This window comes from Phenylobacterium sp. GW823-FHT02A09, assembly GCF_058797775.1.
In genome coordinates this window covers 171800-197109 of record NZ_JBXAJZ010000004.1, presented here as the reverse complement: position 1 = coordinate 197109, position 25310 = coordinate 171800, and the positions used below count along the sequence as shown (strand labels likewise).

Annotated in this window: 23 protein-coding genes and 1 tRNA gene; 15 read left to right on the top strand and 9 right to left on the bottom strand. The window is 68.5% G+C overall.

The features are described 5' to 3' along the window. Positions 1-83: 83 nt before the first annotated feature. Positions 84-1724 (top strand): M10 family metallopeptidase C-terminal domain-containing protein, encoded by a 1641-nt coding sequence (locus AC1Q87_RS17590; RefSeq protein WP_492610130.1) that lies wholly within the window; start codon positions 84-86, stop codon positions 1722-1724. Here AC1Q87_RS17590 and AC1Q87_RS17585 read toward each other — a convergent pair. After that, positions 1721-1927 (bottom strand): hypothetical protein, encoded by a 207-nt coding sequence (locus tag AC1Q87_RS17585; RefSeq protein ID WP_492610129.1) that lies wholly within the window; start codon positions 1925-1927, stop codon positions 1721-1723. The genes AC1Q87_RS17590 and AC1Q87_RS17585 overlap by 4 nt on opposite strands. A 253-nt stretch (positions 1928-2180) precedes the next feature. Here AC1Q87_RS17585 and AC1Q87_RS17580 point away from each other — a divergent pair, with 253 nt between their 5' ends. Together AC1Q87_RS17580 and AC1Q87_RS17575 are read left to right on the top strand one after the other, a co-directional pair. Beyond that, positions 2181-2591 (top strand): glycine zipper domain-containing protein, encoded by a 411-nt coding sequence (locus tag AC1Q87_RS17580; protein WP_492610128.1) that lies wholly within the window; start codon positions 2181-2183, stop codon positions 2589-2591. Between the two features lie 65 nt (positions 2592-2656). After that, the gene (locus tag AC1Q87_RS17575; protein ID WP_492610127.1) at positions 2657-2830 is read left to right on the top strand and encodes a hypothetical protein; all 174 of its coding nucleotides are present in this window, start codon (positions 2657-2659) and stop codon (positions 2828-2830) included. Here AC1Q87_RS17575 and AC1Q87_RS17570 read toward each other — a convergent pair whose 3' ends face one another. Next, entirely contained in the window at positions 2831-3160 is a 330-nt protein-coding gene (locus tag AC1Q87_RS17570; protein ID WP_492610126.1) for a hypothetical protein, read from the bottom strand. It abuts the gene before it with no gap. A gap of 110 nt (positions 3161-3270) precedes the next feature. On the opposite strand from AC1Q87_RS17570, the gene AC1Q87_RS17565 reads away from it, so the two are divergent. Beyond that, positions 3271-3456, top strand: coding sequence for a hypothetical protein (locus AC1Q87_RS17565; protein WP_492610125.1), 186 nt, complete (start codon positions 3271-3273; stop codon positions 3454-3456). 152 nt (positions 3457-3608) lie between these two features. Beyond that, complete coding sequence (locus AC1Q87_RS17560) at positions 3609-4271, top strand: DsbA family oxidoreductase (protein WP_492610124.1); 663 nt, start codon at positions 3609-3611, stop codon at positions 4269-4271. Between the two features lie 62 nt (positions 4272-4333). On the opposite strand, the gene AC1Q87_RS17555 is transcribed toward AC1Q87_RS17560, so the two are convergent. Further along, a tRNA-Met gene (locus tag AC1Q87_RS17555) sits at positions 4334-4410 on the bottom strand. Positions 4411-4535: 125 nt separating this feature from the next. Here AC1Q87_RS17555 and AC1Q87_RS17550 point away from each other — a divergent pair. The 3 genes from AC1Q87_RS17550 to AC1Q87_RS17540 are packed head-to-tail and all read left to right on the top strand — an operon-like array spanning position 4536 to position 8499. Next, complete coding sequence (locus AC1Q87_RS17550) at positions 4536-5564, top strand: glycosyltransferase (protein WP_492610123.1); 1029 nt, start codon at positions 4536-4538, stop codon at positions 5562-5564. Beyond that, the gene (gene asnB, locus AC1Q87_RS17545; protein WP_492610122.1) at positions 5564-7255 is read left to right on the top strand and encodes an asparagine synthase (glutamine-hydrolyzing); all 1692 of its coding nucleotides are present in this window, start codon (positions 5564-5566) and stop codon (positions 7253-7255) included. Before AC1Q87_RS17550 ends, asnB begins: the two co-directional genes overlap by 1 nt. 17 nt (positions 7256-7272) lie before the next feature. Further along, a complete protein-coding gene (locus tag AC1Q87_RS17540) occupies positions 7273-8499 on the top strand; it encodes a PQQ-dependent sugar dehydrogenase (RefSeq protein ID WP_492610121.1) in 1227 nt (408 codons plus the stop codon). Here the strand turns inward: AC1Q87_RS17540 and AC1Q87_RS17535 are convergent. Further along, entirely contained in the window at positions 8496-9608 is a 1113-nt protein-coding gene (locus AC1Q87_RS17535; protein ID WP_492610120.1) for an NAD(P)/FAD-dependent oxidoreductase, read from the bottom strand. The genes AC1Q87_RS17540 and AC1Q87_RS17535 overlap by 4 nt on opposite strands. Positions 9609-9699: 91 nt before the next feature. Here AC1Q87_RS17535 and AC1Q87_RS17530 point away from each other — a divergent pair, with 91 nt between their 5' ends. After that, on the top strand, positions 9700-10878 hold the full coding sequence (locus AC1Q87_RS17530) for a serine hydrolase domain-containing protein (RefSeq protein WP_492610119.1): 1179 nt from the start codon (positions 9700-9702) through the stop codon (positions 10876-10878). 15 nt (positions 10879-10893) lie between these two features. On the opposite strand, the gene AC1Q87_RS17525 is transcribed toward AC1Q87_RS17530, so the two are convergent. Beyond that, complete coding sequence (locus AC1Q87_RS17525; RefSeq protein ID WP_492610118.1) at positions 10894-14310, bottom strand: indolepyruvate ferredoxin oxidoreductase family protein; 3417 nt, start codon at positions 14308-14310, stop codon at positions 10894-10896. Positions 14311-14451: 141 nt separating this feature from the next. On the opposite strand from AC1Q87_RS17525, the gene AC1Q87_RS17520 reads away from it, so the two are divergent. The 3 genes from AC1Q87_RS17520 to AC1Q87_RS17510 all read left to right on the top strand — a co-directional run bounded on the left by AC1Q87_RS17520 (position 14452) and on the right by AC1Q87_RS17510 (position 16579). Continuing rightward, positions 14452-14949 carry an Lrp/AsnC family transcriptional regulator gene (locus tag AC1Q87_RS17520; protein ID WP_293405526.1) on the top strand — a complete coding sequence of 166 codons (498 nt, stop codon included), beginning with the start codon at positions 14452-14454 and terminating at the stop codon, positions 14947-14949. A 47-nt stretch (positions 14950-14996) separates the two neighbouring features. After that, positions 14997-15887 carry a pirin family protein gene (locus tag AC1Q87_RS17515; RefSeq protein ID WP_492610117.1) on the top strand — a complete coding sequence of 297 codons (891 nt, stop codon included), beginning with the start codon at positions 14997-14999 and terminating at the stop codon, positions 15885-15887. Between the two features lie 74 nt (positions 15888-15961). Next, positions 15962-16579, top strand: coding sequence for a glutathione S-transferase family protein (locus AC1Q87_RS17510; RefSeq protein ID WP_492610116.1), 618 nt, complete (start codon positions 15962-15964; stop codon positions 16577-16579). A 30-nt stretch (positions 16580-16609) separates the two neighbouring features. Here the strand turns inward: AC1Q87_RS17510 and pgsA are convergent, their stop codons facing one another. Genes pgsA through AC1Q87_RS17490 form a run of 4 tightly spaced genes read right to left on the bottom strand, consistent with a single transcriptional unit; the run spans position 16610 to position 21279 of the window. Beyond that, positions 16610-17233: a CDP-diacylglycerol--glycerol-3-phosphate 3-phosphatidyltransferase gene (pgsA, locus tag AC1Q87_RS17505; protein WP_492610115.1), complete on the bottom strand. Its 624-nt coding sequence runs from the start codon at positions 17231-17233 to the stop codon at positions 16610-16612. 25 nt (positions 17234-17258) lie between these two features. After that, complete coding sequence (locus AC1Q87_RS17500) at positions 17259-17531, bottom strand: hypothetical protein (RefSeq protein WP_492610114.1); 273 nt, start codon at positions 17529-17531, stop codon at positions 17259-17261. A gap of 42 nt (positions 17532-17573) precedes the next feature. Further along, positions 17574-19442 (bottom strand): excinuclease ABC subunit UvrC, encoded by a 1869-nt coding sequence (uvrC, locus tag AC1Q87_RS17495; RefSeq protein WP_492610113.1) that lies wholly within the window; start codon positions 19440-19442, stop codon positions 17574-17576. Positions 19443-19488: 46 nt separating this feature from the next. Next, the gene (locus AC1Q87_RS17490; RefSeq protein ID WP_492610112.1) at positions 19489-21279 is read right to left on the bottom strand and encodes a long-chain-acyl-CoA synthetase; all 1791 of its coding nucleotides are present in this window, start codon (positions 21277-21279) and stop codon (positions 19489-19491) included. Between the two features lie 173 nt (positions 21280-21452). On the opposite strand from AC1Q87_RS17490, the gene AC1Q87_RS17485 reads away from it, so the two are divergent. The 3 genes from AC1Q87_RS17485 to AC1Q87_RS17475 all read left to right on the top strand — a co-directional run bounded on the left by AC1Q87_RS17485 (position 21453) and on the right by AC1Q87_RS17475 (position 25237). Further along, positions 21453-22187, top strand: coding sequence for an HAD family hydrolase (locus AC1Q87_RS17485; RefSeq protein WP_492610111.1), 735 nt, complete (start codon positions 21453-21455; stop codon positions 22185-22187). Between the two features lie 235 nt (positions 22188-22422). Then, a complete protein-coding gene (locus AC1Q87_RS17480; RefSeq protein WP_492610110.1) occupies positions 22423-23064 on the top strand; it encodes a hypothetical protein in 642 nt (213 codons plus the stop codon). Positions 23065-23203: 139 nt separating this feature from the next. After that, positions 23204-25237, top strand: a complete 2034-nt coding sequence (locus tag AC1Q87_RS17475; protein ID WP_492610109.1) for a hybrid sensor histidine kinase/response regulator — start codon at positions 23204-23206, stop codon at positions 25235-25237. Positions 25238-25310: the final 73 nt, after the last annotated feature.

Sequence of the window (25310 nt, the reverse complement as noted above, 5' to 3'; positions counted from 1 at the left end):
GCGCGCTAGGAGTGGATCAGCGCCCTGGCGCCTTGTAGCCAGACCCGCCGCACGCGCCCGCCAGAGGCGCACGGAGCTTACCCATGTCGCTTGAATCCGCCCCGCAGTACTTCGTGAACGCCGACTCCCGCGGCGGCCTGATCGACGGCAAGCAGAGCTACACCGTGGCGCAGGCGGCCGACCAGATCATCCGCGGCGAACCGGGTTGGTCGGGCGTGCTGGGCATGCCGGCCACGGTCACCTACGCGTTCCGCGCCACCGCCCCGACCAGCATGCCGGACGACACCGCCGGCTTCTCTCGCTTCAACGCCGCCCAGATCGCCCAGACAGAGTTGGCCCTTCAGAGCTGGAGCGACGTCGCCAACATCCGCTTCATGCACGTCGGGATCGGCAGCAGCAGCGAGGCGGCCTATTCGGATTCCGCCACGATCCTGTTCGGCAACTATTCGAGCGGGGCCGAGGACGCCACCGCCTTCGCCTACTATCCCGGCTCGACCGCCTCCTCTGCGCGCGCGGGCGACGTGTGGGTGAACGTGACCAAGGGCACCAACGCCAATCCGGCGGTCGGCAACTATGGCGCCATGGTGCTGGTGCACGAGATCGGCCACGCCATCGGCCTGGGCCACCCGGCCGACTACGACGCCGACGGCTCGCCCACCTACGGCGCCGACGCGATCTATTACGAAGACTCTCGCCAGTTCACGGTGATGAGCTACTTCAGCGAACAGAACACCGGCGCCAACTTCGGCGGCCGCTACTCTGCCGCGCCGCTGCTCGACGACATCGCCGCAGCACAGCTCGAGTACGGGGCGAACATGTCGACCCGGACCGGGAACACGGTCTACGGCTTCAACTCCACCGCCGAACGGCCGTGGTTCGACGCGGTCGCGTCCGGCCAGAAGCTGATCTTCGCGGTCTGGGACGCCGGCGGCGTCGACACGTTCGACTTCTCGGGCTTCGTGGTCCGCCAGCTGATCGACCTGCGCGAAGGCGCATTCTCCAACGTCGGCGGCCTGGTCGGCAATGTCGCGGTCGCCGTCGGCGTGACGATCGAGAACGCCATCGGCGGCAGCGGCGCCGACACCATCAACGGCAACGCCGCAGCCAATGCGCTGACCGGCGGCGCCGGCGACGACGTGCTTTATGGCGGGGTCGGCAACGACAGCCTGAGCGGCGGCGACGGCCAGGACTTCCTGCGCGGCGAAACCGGCGACGACTACATCGTCGGCGGCGCCGGCTTCGACGACATCCACGGCAACCAGGGCCAGGACACCGCCTATGGCGGCGACGGCGACGACTGGGTGGTCGGCGGCCAGCACAACGACCTGCTGTTCGGCGAGAACGGCGCCGACCTGGTCTATGGCAACATGGGCGACGACACGCTGTACGGCGGCGTCGGGGCCGACGTCATGCGCGGCGGCCAACACAACGACATCATGTACGGCGAGGCCGGGGACGACTGGATGTCCGGCGACCGCGGCGACGACACGATGTGGGGCGGCGCCGGGGCCGACAGCTTCCACACCTGGGGCGACGCCGGCGTCGACCGCGTGATGGACTTCAACCGCGCCGAAGGCGACCGCGTGCTGGTCAGCGAAGGCGCGACCTGGACCGTGGCCCAGGTCGGTGCGGACGTCGTCATTTCGCTGAGCGGCGGCGCTCAGATGGTCCTGGTCGGAGTGGCGGCGGCCAGCCTGACCGGAAGCTGGATCGTCGCGATCTAGAGCTGGTTGTACTCGCCGCAGCGGCACTTCACGACCACGTCGCGCATCTGAGCGCTGTCGCGGCCGGTCATCACGACTTCTTCGCAGGCGCCGCAGAGGAACGCCGACCCCGCCTCGGTCTCGGAAACCACCGGGCTTTCGACCGCCTGGAGGACTTCACGCCGGCCGATGAACAGGCTGGGGAAAACGCGAAGGGACGTCATGATCATCGGAATTGCCTCAATTTGACCCGCAGGGGGCCTACGCAACTGTGCACTTGCAAAAGTCGAGGTAACCTCATTCTGCTGCAGCGCAATGTCAGATTGATGTAGGCGCCCAGGATTTTTGCGGCGCGTGGCGCCTGCACCGCTGCGGCGCCTTTTCGCCGGGCTGACCGGAACCCTCGCTTTCCGCTCTCGTTTCAAGGGCTCACCCAGGAGACCCGGGCGCTGCGCGTCCACCGAGCGGAGAGCATCCATGACCAACGCCTATGGAACTAGCGACGAGGCCCGCGACGCCGTGCGCGAGGCCGCCGACACCTTCAAGGACGCCGCCAGCGACGTGCGCTCCGAAACCAAGCGGGCGGCCAAGCGCGCCCAGAAGAGCGCCGTCGCAGCGTCTGGGGCCCTGGCCGAGGCGGCCACGACCTTCGCCCGCGACGCGCGCTCCGTCATGGAAGACAAGGCCGGCAAGGCCCGCCGCGAGGCCGAAATCCAGTACGGCAAGCTGAAGGTCCAGGCCAAGCAGCGCGCCGAAGAGGCCGACGTGTTCGTGCACGAAAAGCCTTACGTGGCGCTGGCCGCCGCCGCCCTGGCTGGCTTCCTGATCGGCCATCTGATGAGCGCCAGCCGCGCCAACGTCGTCTATCTGCGCGACGACCACCGCTGACGACAGGGGCCGGCTGGCGCCGTTCCTGCTCACCGCGCCTCAACGGACCGCGGTGAGGATCAAAGATGGACAAGGCGCCTCCGGCCTACGAACTCGACATCGCCCCCGACGGCGAGGGGTGGCGCTATCGCAAGCGCTGGCGCACGGGACTGCGCCGCTTCCTGCCGGCTTTTTGGCACGCCACCGACGCGCGGGGGCTCACGCGCCTGCGCGAACTGGAAGACCAGCGTCCTAGCTGATCAGGGAATGATGACCACGTACCGCTGCTGGGGCGCCGGCGGCGCGGCGGCCGCCGCTGCGTCCGCCGCGGCCTTGTCCGCAGCCGCCTTTTCCGCCGCCGGATCGGTCTGCGGCCGCGGATAGACCCCGCCGCCCCCGCCGCCGCTGGACGCGAAGCTGTCGCCGTAATCGGCCTGGGATTCAGCGAATCCGCGTTGGGCCCACAGCTGAATTTCGCCGGCGCGGTCCTTGAACTCGCGCGGCGAGCATCCCGCAATCGTCGCGGCGACCACGGCCAGCAAGGTCCACGACTTCAACACATCCGCCCCAAGTCTCATGTCGGCGATCATCGCTCACTGGCGCCCGACGGGCAACGTGCGCGTTCATAGCAGATCAGCCCTTCCCCAATTGACGCAGCTCCTCGCCTAAGGCCAAGGTTGTTGCAATCGGGAGTAGTAGCTTGTCCAACACCTATCCGGTCTCGCGCGCTGAAGCCGCGCAGGAGGCCCTGATCGCCGCCCTGGAAATCCATATGGAGAAAGGCGCCTTCGAGCCCGCGACCTGCGTGGTGATCCGCCAGGACATCGCCCGCTCGCGCGAGGAAATGGCGGCGCTGGGCCGTTGGGTCGCGGAATTGACGCAGTAGGGGCCATTGAAAAGCCAAGGTCCAATTCCAATCTTCAATTCGACAGCGAGGCACCCCTCCCCGGTTCCCCCGCCGGGTCTCGCGTCCACAGAGAAACGCCCGCGCCTCTCCCCCCGGCGCGGGCGTTGTTCGTTCAGGCCCAGGGAAACGCCATGACCCAACCCATGAAGATCGACTTCGTCTCCGACGTCTCCTGCCCCTGGTGCATCGTCGGGCTGGGCGGCCTGGAAGAAGCGCTGCGCAATGTCGGCGACCTGGTGCAGGCGCAGATCACCTTCCATCCCTTCGAGCTCAATCCGGACATGCCGCCGGAGGGCCAGAACATCGTCGAGCACGTCGGCCAGAAGTACGGCGCGACGCCCGAGCAGTCGTCCGCCAACCGCGCCGCGATCCACGCCCGCGCGGCCGAGGTCGGGTTCGCGATGAAGACCAACGAGCAAAGCCGAATCTACAACACCTTCGACGCTCACCGTCTGCTGCATTGGGCCGGGATCGTCGGCGGTCAGCACGCGCTGAAGCGGGCGCTGTTTTCGGCCTACTTCACGAACAACCAGAGCCCGGCCGACCACGAGGTGCTGGTCGCCGCCGCGCAGGCCGCCGGCCTGGACGCCGACGCCGCCCGCGAGGTGCTGGAGAGCGGGCGCTACGCCGACGAGGTCCGCGCCGCCGAGCGCCACTGGTATCAGGCGGGGGTCAACTCGGTGCCGGCGGTGATCGTCAACGACCGCTACCTCATCTCAGGCGGACAACCGGCCGCTGCGTTCGAGCGGGCCATTCGCACGATCGCCGCGGAAACGGCGGCAGCGGCCAGCTGAGGCTGCCGTCCAAACACCGATGTCTTGAGACTCTCCGGCCGTCTGGCCGAAGCGTTTTGAAGTGGTGGCGGGGGGCGGGATCGAACCGCCGACCTGTGGGTTATGAATCCACCGCTCTAACCATCTGAGCTACCCAGCCGCCGGGCCATTCGGCGAGGCGCGGGTTATAGATTGGGTTTTTCGCATCTTCAAGCGGGTAGGATGCGACCTGTCGCCCAAAAGCGGATTCCGTTTTGCCGCGGCCCACACTAGGGTCGCCCCGGCATGAGCGTCCTGCATCTTTTGGGAACGGCCGGCGAAGGCGGCGCGGAGACCTATTTCCTCGATCTGATCGCGGCCCTGGCCGACGACGGGGTCAAGCAGGCCGCCGCTATCCGCGCCAATCCGAATCGCGAATCGGCCCTGCAGCGGCTGGACGTGCCGACCGGCGTGTTCCGCTTCGGCGGCCCGATCGACCTGCTGACCCGCCCGAAGATCAAGGCGTTCGCCGGACGCAACGACGTGAAGCTGGCCCTGGCCTGGATGAACCGGGCGGCGCGCCATACGCCGACCGGCCCCTGGGCGCGGATCGGCCGGCTCGGCGGCTATTACAGCCTGAAGTATTACAAGGGCTTCGAAGAACTGGTCGCCAACACCGAGGACATCGCCGACTGGGTGGTGAGCCAGGGCTGGCCGGCGGGCAAGGTCCGCTACATCCCGAACTTCGCGTTGGCCCCGCCCGACACCGCGCCGGCCGACAGAGCCACGCTGAACACTCCGGAAGACGTCCCGCTGCTGCTGGCCATGGGCCGGCTGCACGAGGCCAAGGCCCACGACGTGGCGCTCGAGGCCCTGGTCAAGATCCCCGAGGCCTACCTCTGGATCGCCGGGGCCGGCGCGCTGGAGACCAAGCTGAAGGCGATGGCTGAAGCGCTCGGCGTTACGCGCCGCGTGCGATTCCTGGGCTGGCGCAACGATCCGTCGGCGCTCTATCGGGCGGCCGACATCTGCGTCTTCCCATCACGCTATGAGCCGCTCGGCAACGTGGTCATCCAGTCGTGGGCGCACGGCCTGCCGGTGGTCGCCGCCGCCAGCCAGGGGCCGTCGGCGCTGATCCGCAACGAAGAAGACGGCCTGCTGGTCCCGATCGACGACGCCGGAGCACTGGCCGAGGCGATCAACCGGATGATCGCCGATCCGATGCTGTGCATCCGCATGGTGCAGAACGGGTCCGAGCGTGTGGAAGCCGAGTTCTCCTCCGCCGCCGTGGTCGCCCAATGGCGGCGGCTGTTCGCCGACTACGGAGCCGGCTGATGTGCGGCATCGCCGGGATCCTCGGCGCGGGCGGCTCGGCCCGCCCGATGATCGAAGCCCTCACCCACCGCGGGCCGGACGGGGTGTTCGTCGAGGAGACGGACGGCCGCTCGCTGGCCCATGCACGGCTGTCGATCATCGACCTGGAGGGCGGCTGGCAGCCGCTGCACGGCGCCGGGTCGACAGTCATCGGCAACGGCGAGATCTACAACTACGTCGAGCTGGCCCAAGAGTTCGGTCTCGAGGGCCGGATGGGCACCGGCTCGGACTTCGAACCGCTGCTGCACATCTACGCCCAGGAGGGGCCCGCGGCGTTCCATCGGCTGCGCGGCATGTACGCCTTCTGCCTGGTCGGCAACGACGGCCGCACCTGGCTGGTGCGCGACCCGTTCGGCATCAAGCCGCTCTACCTGCTCGAACACGAGGGCTCGGTGGCCTTCGCCTCGGAGCCCCGCGCGTTCCTGGCGGCCGGGCTGATCGGCGCCGAGCTGTCGGAAGACCGCGCACGCGAGTTGCTGGCCTTCAACTACACCCTGACCGGCGAGACGATCTTCAAGGGCCTGCGCCGGCTGGCGCCGGGCGAAATCGTCGAGATCGTCGACGGCAAGATCGTCCCGCGCGAGGTTCGCTCGGCCATCGTCGCAGGGCCGCCCTCGCGGGGCGGCGACGAAGCCCCACTGATCCAGCGCCTGGACGCCGTGCTCGAAGACAGCGTGCGGGTGCACCAGCGCTCGGATGTGCCCTACGGCCTGTTCCTGTCCGGCGGCATCGACTCGGCGACCATCGCGACCCTGATGGCGCGGTTGAACGCCCGGCCGGTCACCGCCTTCACCTGCGGGTTCGATGCGCCCGGCGCGCGCGACGAGCGCGGCCAGGCCGAGCGGGTCGCTGCGGCGCTGAACCTCGACTGGCGCGAGACCAGCTTCGGAGAGGAGGACTTCTGGCGGATCCTGCCGCAAGTCGCCTGGGCGATGGACGACCCGACCGCCGACTACGCCACGCTGCCGACCTACAAGCTGGCCGAGGCGGCCAAGGGCACGCTGACCGTGGTGCTGACCGGCGAGGGCGGCGACGAGCTGTTCGGCGGCTATGGCCGCTATCGCCGCGCACTGCGGCCCGCCTGGCTCGGCGGACGTCCGGCCGAGCCGCGCCATGACGACAAGGGCGTCGTCGAGCGCTGGCGCGCGGCGGCGCAGGCGCCCAAGAGCCTGTCGGGGCTGCAGCGGGCCCAGTGGGCCGACATCGCCACCTGGCTACCCAACGACCTGTTGCTGAAGCTGGACCGCTGCCTGATGGCGCACGGACTGGAGGGGCGCACGCCGTTCCTGGATCCACGGGTCGCCGAGTTCGCCTTCCCGCTGCCTGACCGCATGAAGGTCCAGGGCCGCTACGGCAAATGGCTGCTGCGCAAGTGGCTGGAGCAGGCATGCCCTGCTGCCGATCCCTGGGGCCGCAAGAAGGGCTTCACCGTCCCGGTCGACGCCTGGATCGCGCCGCGGGCCAGCGAGATCGCCGCCCGGATCGGCCAGGTCGAGGCCGTGCGCCGCGTTCTGGGGCCCGACGCCGGCCAGGCCTTTACGGCGCAGGCAACCGGACAGTGGCCTCTGCTGTTCTTTGCAGTCTGGTCGCTGATCCACCTTGAAGGCGCCGCGCCGGCCGATGCCCTGGCCGCCGTCGCCGGACGTCCTTGAACCCCTAGGAGCCGCTGATGCGCCGCGTCTTGATCACCACCGCCCTCGCCGCCCTGGTCGCCGCCTGCGGCGGAACCGACGGCCAGGCGCAATCGAACGCCGCCGGCGCGCCGGTCGCCTCCAAACCCGCCAACGCGCCCGACCAGAAGCCGGCGTTCGCCGGCCAGACCCGCGCCCCTGAAGCGAAGTCGAACGTCGCGCTTCAGGTGACCACCGTCGCCGAGGGACTGGACATGCCCTGGGGGCTGGCCTTCCTACCCGACGGCCGGCTGCTGATCAGCGAGAAGCACCTCGGCCAACTGCGGATCCTGGGGACTGACGGCAAGCTGTCGGGGCCCGTGCTCGGCCTGCCGGCCGTGGTCGGCGCCGACCAGGGCGGCCTGCTGGGCCTGGCGGTGGATCCGAAGTTCACCGAGAACGGCCTGGTCTACTGGGCCTATGCCGAACCGGCCGCCGACGGGACCAACAACACCGCCGTCGCGCGCGGCAAGCTGACCGGCGACCGCGTCGAGAACGTGCAGGTCATCTTCCGCCAGACGCCGTCGCTGAACTCGACCAAGCACTATGGCGGGCGGCTGGTGTTCGCGCCGGACGGCACGCTGTTCGTCACCACCGGCGAGCGTTCGATCCTGGAAGGCCGCGTTCAGGCCCAGCGCCTGGACGGCACGCTGGGCAAGGTGGTCCGCATCAATTCGGACGGCTCGATCCCGAAGGACAATCCCTTCGTCGGCAAGGCCGGCGTGAAGCCGGAAATCTGGTCCTACGGCCATCGCAACATCCTGTCGGCCGCCATCGATCCCAAGACCGGCAAGCTGTGGGAGGTCGAACACGGCGCGCGGGGCGGCGACGAGCTGAACCAGCCGCAGGCCGGCAAGGACTACGGCTGGCCGACCATCACCTACGGCCTGGAATATTCCGGCAAGCAGATCGGCGACGGCATCACCGCCAAGCAAGGCATGGAGCAGCCGATCTATTACTGGGACCCGGTGATCGCGCCGGCCGGCATGGCCTTCTACGAGGCCGACCTGTTCCCGGCCTGGAAGGGCGACATCCTGATCGGCGGCCTGGCCAGCAAGGCTGTGGTGCGGCTGGTCATGAAGGACGGCAAGGTGGTCGGCGAAGAGCGGCTGTTGACCGACCTCAACGAGCGCATCCGCGACGTCATCGTCGGTCCGGACGGCGCGCTGTACCTCGCGACCGACAGCAAGAACGGCCGGGTCTTGAAGGTCACGCCGAAGGGCTAGAGGCCCAGCCGCCCGGCGACCTCTTCGCCGATCGCCAGCGAGGAGGTCAGGCCCGGGCTCTCGATGCCGAAGAGGGTCACGAGCCCGGCCAGGCCGTGCTTTTCCGGACCGTCGATGCGGAAGTCGGGCTGCGGCTCGCCGGGGCCGTGCAGCTTGGGCCGGATGCCGGCGTAGTCGGGGGCCAGGGCGCCGTCCGGCAGGGCCGGCCAGAACTTGCGGATATAGGCGTAGAACTCGTCGCCCAACGCCGGATCGACGCTGTAGTCCAGCTCGTCGACATAGTGCAGGTCGGGGCCGAACACGGCCTGGCCGCCGAGATCGCGGCGGTAATGAGTACCGAGCGCGCCGGGGATCGGCGGCGGATAGATCAGCCGCGCGAACGGCGCCTTGCCGCTGAGCCGGAAGTAGACGCCCTTGCCGTAGTGCAGCGGCGGGATCGTATCCTTCGGGAAACCCTCGATCTCGCCGGCGACCGCCTGGGCCGACAGCCCGGGGGCGGTGACCAGCAGGCGCGCGGTCAAGGTCGTCGGCTCGGCGCCGCCCGCCCGGATCGAATAGCCGCCGTCATCCAGCGGGGTCGCGCCTTCGAACGGCGTCGAGGTCACCACCGCCCCGCCTGCCGCCTCGATCTCGCCCTGCAGGGCCAGCATGTAGCCGTGGCTGTCGAAGACGCCGCTCTCGGGCGAGATCAGCGCCGCCTCACAGTTGAGCTGCGGTTCGAGCGCCAGGGCCTGCGCCTTGGTGAGGCGCGCCATGCCTTCGACGTCGTTGGTCTGGGCTTGCTCAAGAATGCCGTCGAGCCGTCCGACCTCCTCGGCGTTGGTGGCGACCACCAGCTTGCCGCAACGGTCGTAGGCGACCTTGTGCGCGTCGAGGAAGGCGTAGAGCGCGCGCCGGCCCTGGACGCAGAGCCGCGCCTTCAGCGAGCCGGTCGGATAGTAGAGCCCGCCGTGGATGACCTCGGAATTGCGGGCCGACACGCCCTCGCCGATGATCGGCCCGGCCTCGAGCACCGCCACCACCAGCCCGCGCCTGCTGAGCGCATAGCCGCAGGCCAGGCCCACGGCCCCTGCCCCGACCACCACCGCGTCGAAATCGAAATCCGCCATACGCGAAGGCCTAGCCGAAGCACGGCGGTATGCAAACCGCCCAGGCCTCTCTAGCTTGGCCGTCAATCACAAATAGAGCGGGAGGGCGCCCATGCACGCGAGCAGACTCACACTGACGGTCCTGGCGGCCGCCTTCGGCCTGCATGGCGCTGCGCTGGCCGCCGATCCGCCGCCGCCGCCCGCCGGCGGCGCGATCCTGGCCTGGACGCCGGAGCAGCAACGCTACGGCTACCGCAACATGGAGAAGGTCACGCCGGTCCAGGTCGTGCCGCGCGGCGCCCAGGTGCGCGAACTGCCGCTCGGCCCCCGCCAGATCGACCCGAAGTGGACCTGGAACGGCCAGGGCCACACGGTGGACAGCTACATGACGGCGATGAACACCTCCGGCGTCGTGGTGCTGAAGGACGGCCAGATCGTGCTCGAGCGCTATGGCCTCGATCGCAAGCCGGACGAACGCTGGACCTCGTTCTCGGTCGCCAAGTCGGTCACCGCCACCCTAGTCGGGGCGGCGATCAAGGACGGCAAGATCAAGAGCCTGGACGACGTCGTCACCACCTACGTCCCCGAGCTCAAGGGCGGCGCGTACGAGGGCGTGACGGTCCGCCAGCTGCTGACCATGACCTCGGGCGTGAAGTGGAACGAGGACTACACCGACCTCAATTCCGACGTCGCCAAGGCCGGAACCACGCCGGGCGAGCCGGGCATGAACCCGATCGTCAGCTACATGCGCAAGCTGCCGCGCGAGGCCGAGCCCGGCGCCAAATTCGTCTACAAGACCGGCGAGACTGACCTGGCCGGCATCCTGGTCTCCAACGCCGTCGGCAAGCCGCTGTCGCAGTATCTCTCCGAGAAGATCTGGGCGCCCTACGGGATGGAGCAGGACGCCATCTGGGTGAACGACGCCGCCGGCCACGAGCGCGGCGGCTGCTGCATGTCGATGACCGCCCGCGACTATGCGCGTCTCGGACAGTTCATGCTGGAAGACGGCAAGGTGAACGGCCAGGACGTGCTGCCGGCCGGCTGGGTCGCCGACGCCACCCGCGCCCACCAGTCCTTCCCGCCTGGCGGCGTCGAGACCGGCTACGGCTATTTCTGGTGGATCATCCCCGACGGCTATGCGGCCGAGGGCATCTTCGGCCAGCAGATCTTCGTCTATCCGGCCGAAAAGCTGGTCATCGCCGTCAACTCGGCCTGGCCGGCGGCGTCGAAGGACGAACTCTGGCAAGCGCAGATGGCCTTCGCCCAGGCCATCCGCCAAGCCGCCCGCTAGCCGGCGGAGGCGGAGCTAGGCCGCCTCCCACTTGGCCCACAGCTTGGCCTCGTCGGCCTTGGCGACCTTCACCGAGGCTTCCTTGACGTGGCCGAAGCCGCGGATGGCCTGCGGAACCGCCGCGATCTTGGCCGCCAGCGGCAGGCGCTCGGCGTCGAGGCCGGTCAGCAGCTTGGCCAGCCCCGCCTCGTAGTCGGCGATCAGGCCGCGCTCCATGCGTCGCTCCTCGGTGCGGCCAAAGATGTCGAGCGGTCCGCCGCGCAGGCCCTTCATCCTCGCCATGATCGGGAACGCGGTTTCCAGCATCCAGCCGCCGAACTCGATCTTCTTCGGCTTGCCGTCCGGGCCCTTGGGCGCGATCAGCGGCGGGGACAGCAGGATCTTGGTCTTGCCGCCCTTGAAGGTCTGGGCACGCTCCTGCGCGAACCGGCCGTCAGTGTAGAGGCGCGCGACCTCGTACTCGTCCTTGTAGGCCATCAGCTTGTAGAGGTTCACGGCCACGGCGCGGGTCAGCGCCTCGCCGCCGAGCGGCGCTTCGGCCGCCGCGACCTTGGCGATCTGGTCGGCGTAGCGCTGGGCGTAGGCGGCGTTCTGGTAGGCGGTCAGCTCGCGGGTGCGATGGGCGATCAGTTCGTCCAGCGGCATGGTCTCGGGCGTCGGCGTATGGTCCTCGGCCGCCGCGGCCAGGCTCGGGTCGTGGGCCACGCGGCGGCCCAGCTCGAACGCCTGGAGGTTGGCGTCGGCCTGCACGCCGTTGAGGCGGATGGCCCGGTAGACCGCGCGGCTGGAAAGCGGGATCAGCCCCTTCTGCCAGGCGAAGCCGACCATGATCATGTTGGCGTAGATGGCGTCGCCGAAGTTGGTCTCGGCCAGGTGGTGGGCCGGGCACTCGGCGAAGGTCTTGGCCGCGGCCTTGATCCGCCGGGACATCGAGCCGCTATCGAAGCGGACGTCGCGGTCGGTGACGAAGTCGGCGGTCGGCGCGAAGTCCTCGTTGGCCACCGCGGCGGTGCGGTCCTTGGCGTAAAGCGCGAGGGCGTCGGCCCCGGCCGCCGAGAGGATGTCGCAGGCGATCAGCACGTGGGCCGAGGCCGCCGGCACGCGCCCGCCGACGACGGTCTCCTCGGTCTCGCCGATGCGCACATGCGAGAATACCGCCCCGCCCTTCTGGGCCAGGCCGGTCATGTCCACCACCGACGAGGCGCGGCCGTCGACGTGGGCGGCCATGGCCAGGATCGAGGCGACGGTGGTCACCCCGGTGCCGCCGATGCCCGTGAAGACGATGTTGCGCACGCCTTCCAGCGGCTCGAACGTCGGCAGCGGCGTGGAGTCGGCGGTCAGCGCCGGCAGGGTCTTGGCCTGGGCGTTCTCGCCGCCCTCGATGGTGATGAACGACGGGCAGAAGCCGTTCAGGCACGAGTAGTCGGTGTTGCAGCTCGACTGGTTGATCTTGCGCTTGCGGCCGAACTCGGTGTTCAGCGGCTCGACCGAGACGCAGTTCGACTTCTTCGAGCAGTCGCCGCAGCCTTCGCAGACCAGCGGGTTGATGAACACGCGCTTGGTCGCAACCTCCATCGAGCCGCGCTTGCGGCGGCGGCGCTTCTCGGTGGCGCAGACCTGATCATAGAGCAGCACCGTCGTGCCGGGCGTTTCGCGCAGCATCTTCTGCACGTCCATCAGCTCGGACCGCGGCTTGACCTCGACGCCGGGGGCGAGGTCGGTGACGCCCTCGTAGCGGCTGGGATCATCGGCGACGATCACAGTCTTGGTCACGCCTTCCGAGGCCAGCTGGCGGGTGATCTGGGCCGGGGTGAAGCCGCTCTCGGCCGCCTGGCCGCCGGTCATGGCGACCGCGTCGTTGAACAGAAGCTTGTAGGTCACGTGTGAATTCGCGGCGATCGAGGCGCGGATCGCCAGCGAGCCGGAGTGATTGTAGGTGCCGTCGCCGAGGTTCACGAACACATGCGGCTCGGTCGTGAACGGCGCCGAGCCGACCCAGGTCAGCCCCTCGCCGCCCATGTGGCTGTTCAGGTCGGTCTGCGGGTCGGAGAAGCTGGCCATGTAGTGGCAGCCGATCCCGGCCAGGGCGCGGGTCCCTTCGGGCAGGCGGGTCGAGGTGTTGTGCGGGCAGCCCGAGCAGAAGAACGGCTTGCGCTGCTGCTCGGCGGCCAGGGTCACGGCCGCGACCGAAGCGGCCGACACGCGCGACAGATAGTCGTGGACCCGCTCCATGTGCGGGCCGGGCGGAAGTCGGTCGGCGATGGCCAGGGCGACCTCGGCGACCGAGAGCGAGCCGAGCTCCGACAGCAGCGGGTGGCCCTGCTCGTCGACCTTGCCGACGATCTTCGGGCGGGCGTGGGCCGGCAGGTCGTAGAGCGCGGCGCGGGCCTGGGTCTCGATCAGCGGCCGCTTGTGCTCGACGACCATCAGGGTCTCGAGCCCAGCGGCGAAGGCGCGCAGGCCGGTCGGCTCCAGCGGCCAGGGCATGCCGACCTTGTAGATGGCGACGCCGAGATCGGAGGCCTGCTTGGCCGAGATGCCCATGGCCGCCAGCGCTTCGATGACGTCCTTGTAGGCTTGGCCCTGGCACACGATGCCAAGCCGCGGGCGCGAGGAGCCGAGCATCACCCGGTCCAGGCGGTTGGCGCGGGCGAAGGCCAGGGCGGCCGGGATCTTGAAGTTGCGGAGCCGGCGCTCCTTTTCCAGCGGCTGGTCCTTCAGCCGGATGCCGAGCCCGCCGGACGGCATCGTGAAGTTCGTCGGCGTCGTGATCTGGTGGCGGCTCGTCGAGACGTCGATGGTGACGCCGGAGTCCATGGTGTCGGCCAGCGCGATCAGTCCGACCCACAGCCCAGAGAACCGCGACATGGCGATGCCCATCAGGCCGAAGTCGAGCACTTCCTGCACGTCGGCCGGCGACAGCACCGGCATCTCGAAGTCCTGGAACGCGTATTCCGACTGAGACGGGAGCGTGGAGGATTTGCAGTTGTGGTCGTCGCCGGCCACGGCCAGGACGCCGCCCTTGGCCCAGGTTCCGGCGAAGTTGGCGTGCTTGAAGGCGTCGCCGGTGCGGTCGACGCCGGGCGCCTTGCCGTACCACATGCCGGTGACGCCATCGAACTTCGCGCCCGGGAACAGGTTGGCCTGCTGGCTGCCCCAGACGGCGGTCGCCGCGAGGTCCTCGTTGAGGCCCTCCTTAAAGACGACCTCGGCGGCCTTGAGGAACTTGCCGGCGCGGTGCGCCTGCTGGTCGAGCCCGCCCAGGGGGGAGCCGCGATAGCCGGAGACGAATCCGGCCGTGTTCAGGCCCGCGGCTTTGTCCAGGCGGTGCTGATCCATCATCACCCGGAGCAGCGCCTGGACGCCCGTGATGAAAACTCGACCTTCCGTGAGCAGGAATTTGTCGTCGAGCGTCACGTCAGCGTGCCGCATAGCAATATCTTTCCTTTTCGGCTCCCCAATGCCAATAGAAGATCATATAAGTTCGATGGAATTGCTTGCCAAAGGCGTGCCCCCGCAAGGTCGGTTTGGGGCAAGATTGACGCCAGTTTATGCGGTTTGATGGAGGAAAAATTGTCCGAGGCCCTCGATGCGGTCGATGCCAAGATTCTGGATCTCATCCAGCACGACGCCGGATTGTCGGTCGCCGAGATCGCTGAACGGGTCGGATTGTCCTCCAGCCCCTGCTGGCGCCGGATCAAGCGGTTGGAAGACACGGGCGTCATTCAGCGCCGGGTGACCATCCTCGACCGCGACCTGCTGGGCCTGGGCTTCGAGGTCTATTGCACCGTCAAGCTCAGCCTGCCGACCAAGGACAACCTCGACGCCTTCGAGACTGCGATCACCAAGCTGCCGGAAGTGGTGCAGTGCGCCACGGTCACCGGCTCGGCCGATTACGAGCTGCGCGTCGTCACCCGTGACATGCATGCGTTCGACGACTTCCTGCGTGAGAAAATCCTGTCGCTGGGCCTGGTTTCGAACATCGAAAGCCGCATCGTGATCCGCTCGGTGAAGAACACCACCGCCGCCCCGCTCGGCCTTGTCAGCCCCTATGTGAGCGCGCAAGGCTAGCCTCCGTTCCTGCGCTCCTCCGCAGGAATGAGCGCAGGGAGCGGACCATGATCGAACTCGTCATCGACCAACGGCGGAAGGACCTCGGCGGTTTCGAGGTCGGACGTGTCCTGCCGTTCGCCAAGCGGCGGATGATCGGTCCCTTCATCTTCTTCGATCACATGGGTCCGGCCGCCTTCGAGCCCGGCTTCGGCCGCGAGGTCGACGTCCGCCCGCACCCCCACATCGGCCTGTCGACCCTGTCCTATCTGTTCGAGGGCGAGATGACCCACCGGGACTCGGTCGGCGCGGTGCAGCCGATCCGACCGGGCGAGGTCAACTGGATGACCGCCGGCAGCGGCATCACCCACTCCGAGCGCTTCGAGACCCTGCGCGAGAAGGGCGGCCGCATGAACGGCATCCAGACCTGGATCGCCCTGCCGGTCGAGGACGAGGAGATGGCGCCGGCGTTCGACCACTACGCGCCGGACGTCCTGCCGACCCATGAGGAAAAGGGACTGTGGGCGCGGCTGATCGCCGGCCAGGCCTTCGGCGTCTCGTCGCCGGTGAAGACGCACTCGCCGATGTTCTATGTCCACTGGCATCTGAGCGCCGGCGCGCACGCGCAGCTCCCGGCCGAGTATCCGGAACGCGCGGCCTACGTCGCCCAGGGGATGGTCGAGGTCGACGGCCGCCAGTTCCACGAGGGCCAGATGCTGGTCTTCGAACCGGGCCAGCCCATCCTGTTCACGGCGATCAGCGACTCCATCGTCATGCTGCTGGGCGGCGAGCCGATCGGCCCGCGCCTGATCGAATGGAACTTCGTCTCGTCGTCCAAGGATCGGTTGGAACAGGCCAAGGCCGACTGGCGCGCCGGGCGCATGAAACTCCCCGACGCCGACGACCAGGAGTTCATCCCCCTGCCCGAGCCGCCGCCGGCCGCCAATCCCATGTCCTGAGGGTGGTTGGGGCTTGATAGCCCCAACGTAAAGCGCGCCAAATGCCGCCCGCACAAAAGTCCAGGGAGGACGGCATGAAACTCTACACGTCGATGGGGCCGAATCCGGCCGTCGTGGCCATGTTCCTGGCCGAGAAGGGCGCGGAAATCCCGACCGAGAAGGTCGACCTGATGGCCGGCGAGAACCGCCAGCCGCCCTATGTCGCCAAGAACCCCGCCGGCCAGCTGCCGTGCCTCGAGCTCGACGACGGCTCGCACCTGGCCGAGATCACCGCCATCTGCGAGTACCTCGACGAGAAGCTGCCGGGTCCGTCGCTGATCGGCGCGACGCCTGAGGAGCGCGCGGCCACCCGCATGTGGGTCCGCCGCATCGACCTCAACATCTGCGAGCCGATGGCCAACGGCTTCCGGTTCGCCGAGGGTCTGCCGCTGTTCCAGAGCCGCCTGCGCACGATCCCGCACGCGGCCGGCGACCTGAAGGAGCTGGCCCAGGAAAAGATCACTTGGCTGGACGGCCTGATGACCGGCAAGACCTGGGTGGCGGGCGACCGCTTCACCCTCGCCGACATCCTGCTGTTCTGCTTCCTGCAGTTCGGCGCGTCGGTCGGCCAGCCGATCAACCCCGACAACAAGAACATCGTCGCCTGGGTCGAGCGCGTGAAGGCCCGCGCCGCCGAGAAGGCGTCGGCCTGACGCCTGCGGGGCTCGCCGCCAGGCGGGCCCCTACTTCCCGACCAGCGCCTTGCGGGTCTGCTCCCAATACTGGGCGCCGGTGATCAGGGTGACGATGGTCGCCAGCCACATCAGTCCGTGAGCGAACAGGGTGACCGGCCGCTCGATCGCCGGGTCGGCCGGCAGACCGAACGCGCCCCAGGAGGCCACCAGCAGCTCGGCCGCCAGGGCGGTCAGCTGCAGCGTCGTCTTCCACTTGGCCAGCAGGGTGACCGGCAGCTTGATCCCCTTGCCGGCGCCGACCTCGCGCAGGGCGCTGACCGTGAACTCGCGGAACAGCATCAGCCCGGCCGGCAGCACCACCGCCGGCTGGCCGCCCATGGCCAGCAGGCCAAGGATCGCGCCGCAGACCAGCACCTTGTCGCCGATCGGGTCGAGGATCGCGCCCCAGACCGTGACCGCGTCCAGCTTGCGCGCCAGCCAACCGTCGAAGAAATCCGTCACCGCCGCGATCACGAACGACCAGAACGCCCAGCGCTGCAGTGAGAACTGCGCCTCGGGCGTCAGCCGCTCGCTGAGATAGGGCATCGCCCCCGCCGCCGTCGCCAGCGCGAGGAACACGAAGAGGGTCAGGACCAGCCGCAGCGAGGTCAGAATGTTCGGCAGAGCTTTCATGGCGGCTTTAACGCAGTGCGGTCCTTTAGGTGGCCGGCGTCAGCTCGACCTTCTGGGTTTGCTTGACATAGACGCAGATTCGCTTGTCCGCGCCCTCCCGTAGCACGGCAAGCCCGTAGGTCTCCGTACCCAACGGATGCACCAGCACCTCGGGGGTCTTCATGCCGGTGGTCTTCGCCGCGGCCAGGCACTTGGCGGCGACGTCGGCGCGGAACTCCTCCCAGGCGTCGGGAGAGCTCGCCTCGCTGGCGGCGGGAACCAGGGCGGCGAACACGGCGACGGCGGCGATGCGGAACATGGGGCCTCTCCTCGGCAACGAGCGAGCACCTTATCCCGAGGCTCAGCTCTTGCGGAAGAAGTCGAAGATGCGCTGAGCCAAGGCCTCGCTGACCCCGTCGACCTTGGCCAGGTCGTCGACCGAGGCGCGGCTGACCCCGCGCGCAGACCCGAAGGCGTGCAGCAGCGCGCGCTTGCGCCCCGGCCCGACCCCGTCGATCTCGTCGAGCGGGTTCTTCTTGATGTCCATCGCCCGGCGCGTCTGGTGGCTGCCGTTGGCGAAGCGGTGGGCCTCGTCGCGCAGGCGCTGCAGGTAGTAGAGCACCGGCGACTTCGGCTCGAGCATGAAGGGCGTCTTGCCCTCGATGAAGAACCGCTCCAGCCCCGCGTCGCGGTCCGGCCCCTTGGCGACGCCGACGACGTTGATGTCGTCCACGCCGATGTCGGCCATCACTTCCAGCACCGCGGCCAGCTGTCCTGCCCCGCCGTCGACCAGCACCAGGTCCGGGCGCACCGGGTTTTCGCCGGCCTCCTCTTCCTTGACCAGGCGCGAGAAGCGGCGACGCATCACCTCCTTCATCATGCCGTAGTCGTCGCCGGGTGTGAGGTCGGTCCCCTTGATGTTGAACTTGCGGTACTGGCCCTTCTGGAAGCCGTCGGGGCCGGCGACGATCATCCCGCCCACCGCATTGGTCCCCGAGATGTGGGCGTTGTCGTAGACCTCGATCCGCTCGGGATTGGCCTCCAGGCCGAACGCCTCGCAGACCCCGGCCAGCAGTTTCGACTGGGCCGAGCTCTCGGCCATTTTGCGGCCCAGGGCCTCGCGGGCGTTGGTCAGGGCATGCTCGACCAGCTGGGCCTTCTCGCCGCGCTTGGGGCGGTTGATCTCGACCTTGCGCCCGGCCTTGATGGCCAGCGCCTCGGACAGCAGTTCGCACTCGGCCGGCTCGATGTTCGCCAGCACCAGCTTCGGGATCGGCTTGTCGTCGTAGAACTGGCCGAGGAAGGCGCCCATGACGTCGGCGTCCTCGTCGGTCTTGTCGATCCGCGGGAAGTAGGCGCGGTTGCCCCAGTTCTGGCCGGCCCGGAAGAAGAACACCTGCACGCAGGCCTGGCCGCCCTCGGCGTGCAGGGCGAAGACGTCGGCCTCTTCCAGGGTCTCCGGATTGATCTGCTGCTCCTGGGCCACCGAGGCCAGGGCCCGGATGCGGTCGCGGATGCGGGCCGCGCGCTCGAACTCCATCTCGTCGGAGGCGGCCTGCATCTCGGCCGACAGCTTGCCGACCACGGCCCGGCTCTTGCCGCGCAGGAAGTCCTCGGCCTGCTCGACGAGTCCCGCATAGTCCTCGAGGCTGACGAGCCCGGTGCAGGGCGCGGCGCAGCGCTTGATCTGGTGCAGCATGCAGGGCCGCGTGCGGCTCTCGTAGACACTGTCCGAGCACGAGCGCAGCAGGAACGCCTTCTGAAGGGTATTCAGCGTCTTGGTCACCGAATGGGCCGAGGCGAACGGTCCGAAATAGTCGCCCTTGATCGTGTGCGCCCCGCGATGCTTGCGCAGCTGGGCCGCCTCGTGGTCTCGGCGAATGACGATCTCGGGAAAGCTCTTGTCGTCGCGCAACAGGACGTTGAAGCGCGGCTTGAGCTGCTTGATGAGGTTGATTTCCAGCAGCAGCGCATCGGTCTCGGTACGGACCGTGACGAATTCCATCGACCGGGTCAGGTCGACCATCAGGGCGATCCGCTGGGTGTGGAAGCGGCCCTGCGCGTACTGCAGCACCCGCTTCTTCAGCGACCGGGCCTTGCCGACATAGAGCACGTCGCCGCCCTCGCCCATCATGCGATAGACGCCTGGCGCGTCCGGCAGGCGGCGCACCTCGTCCTTGATCAGGGCTGCGCCTTGCAGGGGCGCTTCAGCGGTCGTGTCGGTCGGCATGGCGGCAATATAGGCGAGTCCGCGGGCCAGCGCAGGGCGTGCGGCGCTAGAGCTTCACCCCGCCTGCCAGGATCTTGGCGTGGCCGGGCTTGGTCATCTTCACATAGCCCTTGGTCGGGTCCTTGTAATAGACGGGTCCCTTGAACCGAGCCGGGTCGAAGCCTTCGTCCACCAGGTCGATCTTGCGGTACTTGAAGGTGCCCGTGGTCTCGATAGCCGGCAGGATGCGCACAAACACCGGCTGGGCGTAGGACGGCAGCTCGCGGTTCACGATCTCCTCGAAAACCTTGATGTCGAACTCAGGCTCGACCACCAGCCCCGCCATTCCGGCGCGGCCGTCCGCCCCCTCGACGGCGACGCCGTAGACGTTGGCCTCGGCCACGCCCGGGATCGCCTGCAGGTGGCCGGCCACCTCGCCGGTGGAGACGTTCTCGCCCTTCCAGCGGAAGGTGTCGCCGATCCGGTCGACGAAATAGAAGTAGCCGTCGACGTCGGTCTTCATCAGGTCGCCGGTGCGGAACCAGGCGTCGCCCTTGGCGAACACGTCGCGCAGGATCTTCTTGTCCGAGGCGGCCTTGTCGACATAGCCCGTGAACTCGCTGCGCGCGTCGTGGCCGATCTTGCCGATGCACTCGCCGATCTGGCCGGGGCCGGCCTCGATGCACAGGCCGTTGACGCTGCGCACCTCCTCTTCCTTCTCGACGTCGAACTGCACGAGCCGGAAGTTGAACCGCTCCTTGAGCCACTTCGGCACCCGCCCGATCGCTCCGACCTTGCCGTCGAAGTTGAACATCGAGACGTTGCCTTCGGTCGCGCCGTAGAACTCCAGGATCTCCGGAATACGGAAGCGGCTCTTCATCTGCGCCCAGACGTCGGCGCGCAGGCCGTTGCCGAAGGCCAGCCGGATCTTGTGCGCGCGCTCGGCCTCGACCTCGTCGTGGTTCACGAGATAGCGGCACAGCTCGCCGATATAGACGAACATGGTGCAGTTCTCAGCGACCACGTCGTCCCAGAAGTGGCTGGCCGAGAACTTCTTCTTCAGCACCACCGAGCCGCCGTTCAGCAGCGCCGCGCCGAGCGCGCAGAGCCCGCCGGTGGCGTGATAGAGCGGCAAGGTCACGTAGACCCTGTCCTTCTCCGTCGCTCCGGTCGAGCCGGCGAAGCCGCGCATATAGAGCTGGGCGCGAACATGGGTGATGCGCGCGGCCTTCGGCAGCCCGGTCGTGCCGCTGGTGTAGATGTAGAGCGCCGTGTCCTTGGCGGTCATGCCGTTGCGCACCGACCGGTCCGGCGGCAGCTGGCTGCAGCTCTTCAGCGCCTGGGTGAGGTCGCGCTGGTCGCCATGCGCCTGGCCGCCCAGCACCCATTGCTGCATCGGCCGCTCAAGCAGCCCCTTGGCCTGCTCGAACGCGGGCGACGTCTCCCCGTCGACGATGACGTGCGCCGCGCCCGAGATGTTCAGGCAGTGGGCCAACGGCGCGCCGGCCAGCTGGTTGTTGATCAGGGCGGTGACCGCGCCGATCTTGGTCAGACCGTACCAGATCGGAAAGTACTCGATCCGGTTGGGTAGGAAGAGCGCCACCGTCTGGCCGCGCCGCACGCCGATCCCCTTGGCCCAATGGGCGAAGCGATTGGCGACGGCGTCCATCTCTCCGTAGGTGATCGTCTTGTGTTCGAAGGTCAGGGCCGGCCGTTCGCGCCACTGATCGACCGCCGCCTGGATGTCGTCGCAGATCAGGTTGTCCGAGGTCGGCGCAATCGACTTCACCCGCTTGAGGGTGCGTCTCAGACTGCGAAAGAACCGCCAATCACGCTCCAGACGCGCCTTGAGTCGCATTCATTCCCTCCGACTGAACGCCACCTTGGAGGCGCCCGGTCAGGGGGGTCAAGCTGGGCCATGGCCGCATCCGGTCACACACGCGTCAGGCGAGCCCGAGCGTGGCGGAAAGGACTCACCCGGCGCGCCCGAGGGCTGGAATCGCTGGCCTTTCGCTGGCATCCCAGCAGGCCATGAGCTCCCTGCCCAAAGCGATTCTGTTCGACCTGGACGAGACCATCATCTCCTTCGGCTCGCGCCGCCTGATCCTGCAGGCGGTGATCGAGGAGTTTAGCGAGCGCTTCGCGCCGGTGACGCCCGAGGACGCCGGCGTCGTGATGGAGGCCGGGTTCCGCCGCTTCTGGTCCGACGAGGCCCGCGCGGCCATTTGGCGGAAGGATCTCGGCGCCGGCCGCATCCTGGCGGTCGAAGAAGGCTTCGCCGAGCTGCGCACGCAGGCGCCCGGCCTCACCGCCGAATTCGCCCGGACGTTCGGCGAGCGCTTCCACGTCTATCGCGAGGAGCAGGCCAAGTTCTTCCCAGGGGCGCTGGAGACCATCCAGGCGTTCCGCGATCTCGGCGTGAAGCTGGCCCTGGTCACCAACGGCGCGGCCGAACCGCAGCGGGCCAAGGTCGAGCGCTTCAACCTGGCGCCGATGTTCGACCACGTGCAGATCGAGGGCGAGGCCGGCTTCGGCAAACCGGAGGAACAGGCCTACCTGCACGCCATGCAGGTGCTGGGCGTGAAGCCGCACGAGACCTGGATGGTCGGCGACAATCTGGAGTGGGAGGTGGCCGCGCCGCAGCGCCTGGGCATCTACGCCATCTGGCACGATCACCTTGGTGAAGGCTTGCCGCCGGACAGTCCGATCCGGCCGGATCGGATCGTTCGGTCGATCGCCGAACTCAACCCGCACATCGGAAATTGAGGCAACATCCTGGCGACAATCGGACCGAACAAACCGATATGCGTCAGGAATTCGTCGCAACACCGCGCCATCACATCGAGAAATATCGACCTCCCAAGGTCGATTTAACTCCCTTATATTTTCAAGGCATTTCACCTTTGAAGCAGGTATTCGGAACCACCTCAAAGTCTAAACTTCGGAACACCAAAGCCTGATCGGCCGTTGCTCATTTCGAACCCTGACTGGGAGAGCAGAAATGACGACGACCTACGATCCGATCGCCCGACAGAACTTCGAGGCTGCGCGTTCGCGTGAAGCCATGGAGCGCGCCGAGGTCGATACCGAGGCCTACACCCCGATCTACGCCCGCCGCGCCAAGAAGCGTCAGGGCCCGCCCGTGCCGATGATCGTCGGCGGCGTGGTGACGGCCGGCGTGCTCGCCGCCGCGGCGTTCCTGATGATGCAGCCGCGCGACGGCTTGCTGGCCGAGCAGGACGCGACCGCCCCGGCCGCCGCCGCCCCGGTGACCGAGATCGCGACCATGCCCGAGGTCGCGCCGCCGGCCACCAGCGTCGCGGCGCTGACCCCGCCGGCCGCTCCGCCGCCGGTGGCGCGTGAGGCCGCGCCCGCCGCCGCCGCTCCGGTCCGCACGGCTCGCGCCCGCCCGGCGCCGGCGCCCGTCGCCGATAGTCCGGAGGCCTGGGCCACCGACACCAGCGCCACCCTGCCCGAAGCGCCGATCCCCTATTCGGCGATCGGCCAGACCCCGGCCGCCGCGCCGCCGGCGCTGACCACCGCGCCTGCGGCTGAAACTCCGGCGGTCCCGGCCACACCTGATCCGGCCGCGTCATCGGCCCCGGCGACGACTCCGGAGAGCCCTGGGGAGCCGACGCCCTAACGGACGCCGAACGCGACGGAGGAAGGCGACTCCCGCACGGGAGTCGCCTTTTTCGTGCAACAAGCGCGGCCACACCCTCCCTTAACCACCTTGGCGTCACTGTCGCGATCCGTAGTGCCGAGTCAGGGGCCGGGGAGAGATGCGCCGGGAGTCCGAGTTTAGGTTGCTGGCGCCGTTGGTCGCGCTGGCCCTGGGCGCAATGGCCGTGTTCGCGGCCAGCCTGTTGATCTGGGCCAAGCAGGTGGACGACGACGTCCGCGCCCGCGAGATTGCGCTGGTCGAGCGCGGCGTGCGGACCAACATCGCCGAGATCGAACGGTCGATCCTGCCCGAGACCAACTGGGACGAGGCGGTGGTCAATCTCGACAATCGCTTCAGCGCCGTCTGGGCCGACGCCAACCTCAACGACTACTTCGCCCAGAACATCGACTTCGAGCACCTGTTCGTCCTCGACGGCGACAACCGACCGCTCTACGCGCGCCTGCACCGCCAGACCGTCGATCCGGCCAGCTATCGCAAATTCCACGGGGCCGAGCCGCTGATCGCCCGCGTCCGCGAGGCCGAGGCCGCGCGCGGACCGATCGCCCGGCGCAGCGCGGACGCCCCGCGCCAACTGGTCTCGCGCGCCATCCAGGCCAGCGACTTCATCGCCCATGACGGCGCCGTCTATCTGGTCTCCGCCACCCTCGTACAGCCGGACTTCGCCACCGCGGCGCCGCGCCGCCCCTATGCCCCGATCGTCGTCATGGTCCTGAAGATCGACCCGGCGTCGCTCGGCAAGCTGCAGGAGCGGCTGCAACTGCAGAACCTGCGCTCGGGCGTCGGCGCATCGCTGGCCAGGCCTGGCGACGCTGAGCTGATGCTGCCGACCAGCCAGGGCGAGACCCCGCTTTATCTCAGCTGGACGCCGCAGAAGCCGGGCGCCGCCCTGGCCCGGGCCGCCGCCCTGCCGGTCGCGCTGGTGCTGCTGGCCTTCAGCCTGGTCGGCGCGGTGATGATCGCCCGGATCCGCAAGGCGGCGCTCGAATTCCTGGCCAGCCACCGCTCGCAGAGCGAGTTCCTTGCCAATATGAGCCACGAGATCCGCACCCCGCTGAACGGCGTCAACGCCATCGCCGCGGCGCTGGGCAAGACGCCGCTCAACGCATCCCAGGCCGAGATGGTCGGGATCATCCAGGGCTCGGGCGAGTCGCTGGAGCGGCTGCTCTCGGACGTGCTCGACCTGTCGCAGATGGAGACCGGCGGCGTCGAGGTCGTGAACCGCCCGTTCCATCTCGGCGAGGCGATCCGCGCCGTCGCCGCCATGGCCAGCCTGCGCGCCCAGGAGAAGGCGATCGACGTCATCCTGGACCTCGACCCGGCGGTCGAAACCGTCGTGGTCGGCGACGCCGTGCGCGTAAAGCAGGTGCTGATCAACCTCGTCTCCAACGCCGTGAAGTTCACCCGCGAGGGCTATGTCGCCATTGCGGTCCGCGCCGAAGGCGCCGGGCGCTGGCGGATCGACGTGCAGGACACCGGCATCGGCTTCGACCCGGCCGACAAGGAGCGCCTGTTCGGCCGCTTCGAGCAGGGCGACCGATCGCAGACCCGCCGCTATGGCGGCGCGGGCCTTGGCCTGACCATCGCCAAACACCTGGTCGGCCTGATGGACGGCGAAATCGACGCCACCGGCGCCCTGGGCGAAGGCGCGACCTTCACTGTCCGGCTGCCGTTGACGCCAGTCGCCGCCCCCGCCCACGCCGAACCCGAGATCGAAGCGGCCGCCGCGCCGGACAGGCCGCTGCGCGTGCTGCTGGCCGATGATCACCCGACCAACCGCCGCGTCGTGCAGGTGTTGTTCGCCGACCTGCCGGTCGACCTGGTCTGCGTCGAGAACGGCGAACAGGCCTGCGAGGCCTTCGCCTTCCAGCGCTTCGACCTGGTGCTGATGGACATGCAGATGCCGGTGATGGACGGCTTGACCGCCGTGCGCGCCATCCGCGAGCGCGAGCGGCTGCGCGGCATGTCCCACACCCCGATCGTGATGCTCACCGCCAACGCCCTGCCCGCGCATCAGGCCGCGAGCCTGGCGGCAGGCGCCGACCTCCACATGGCCAAGCCGATCGAGGCCGCCAAGCTGTTCGGCGTGCTGCAGGCCGTGGCTGATCATCAGGCGGTCGCGGTCGCCGCCTAACGGCCAAGCGACCCCTTGCCACATTCCCGAACGCCGTTCGCTGTGGCTTTTGCCGCCGCAGTCGCGATCGTGA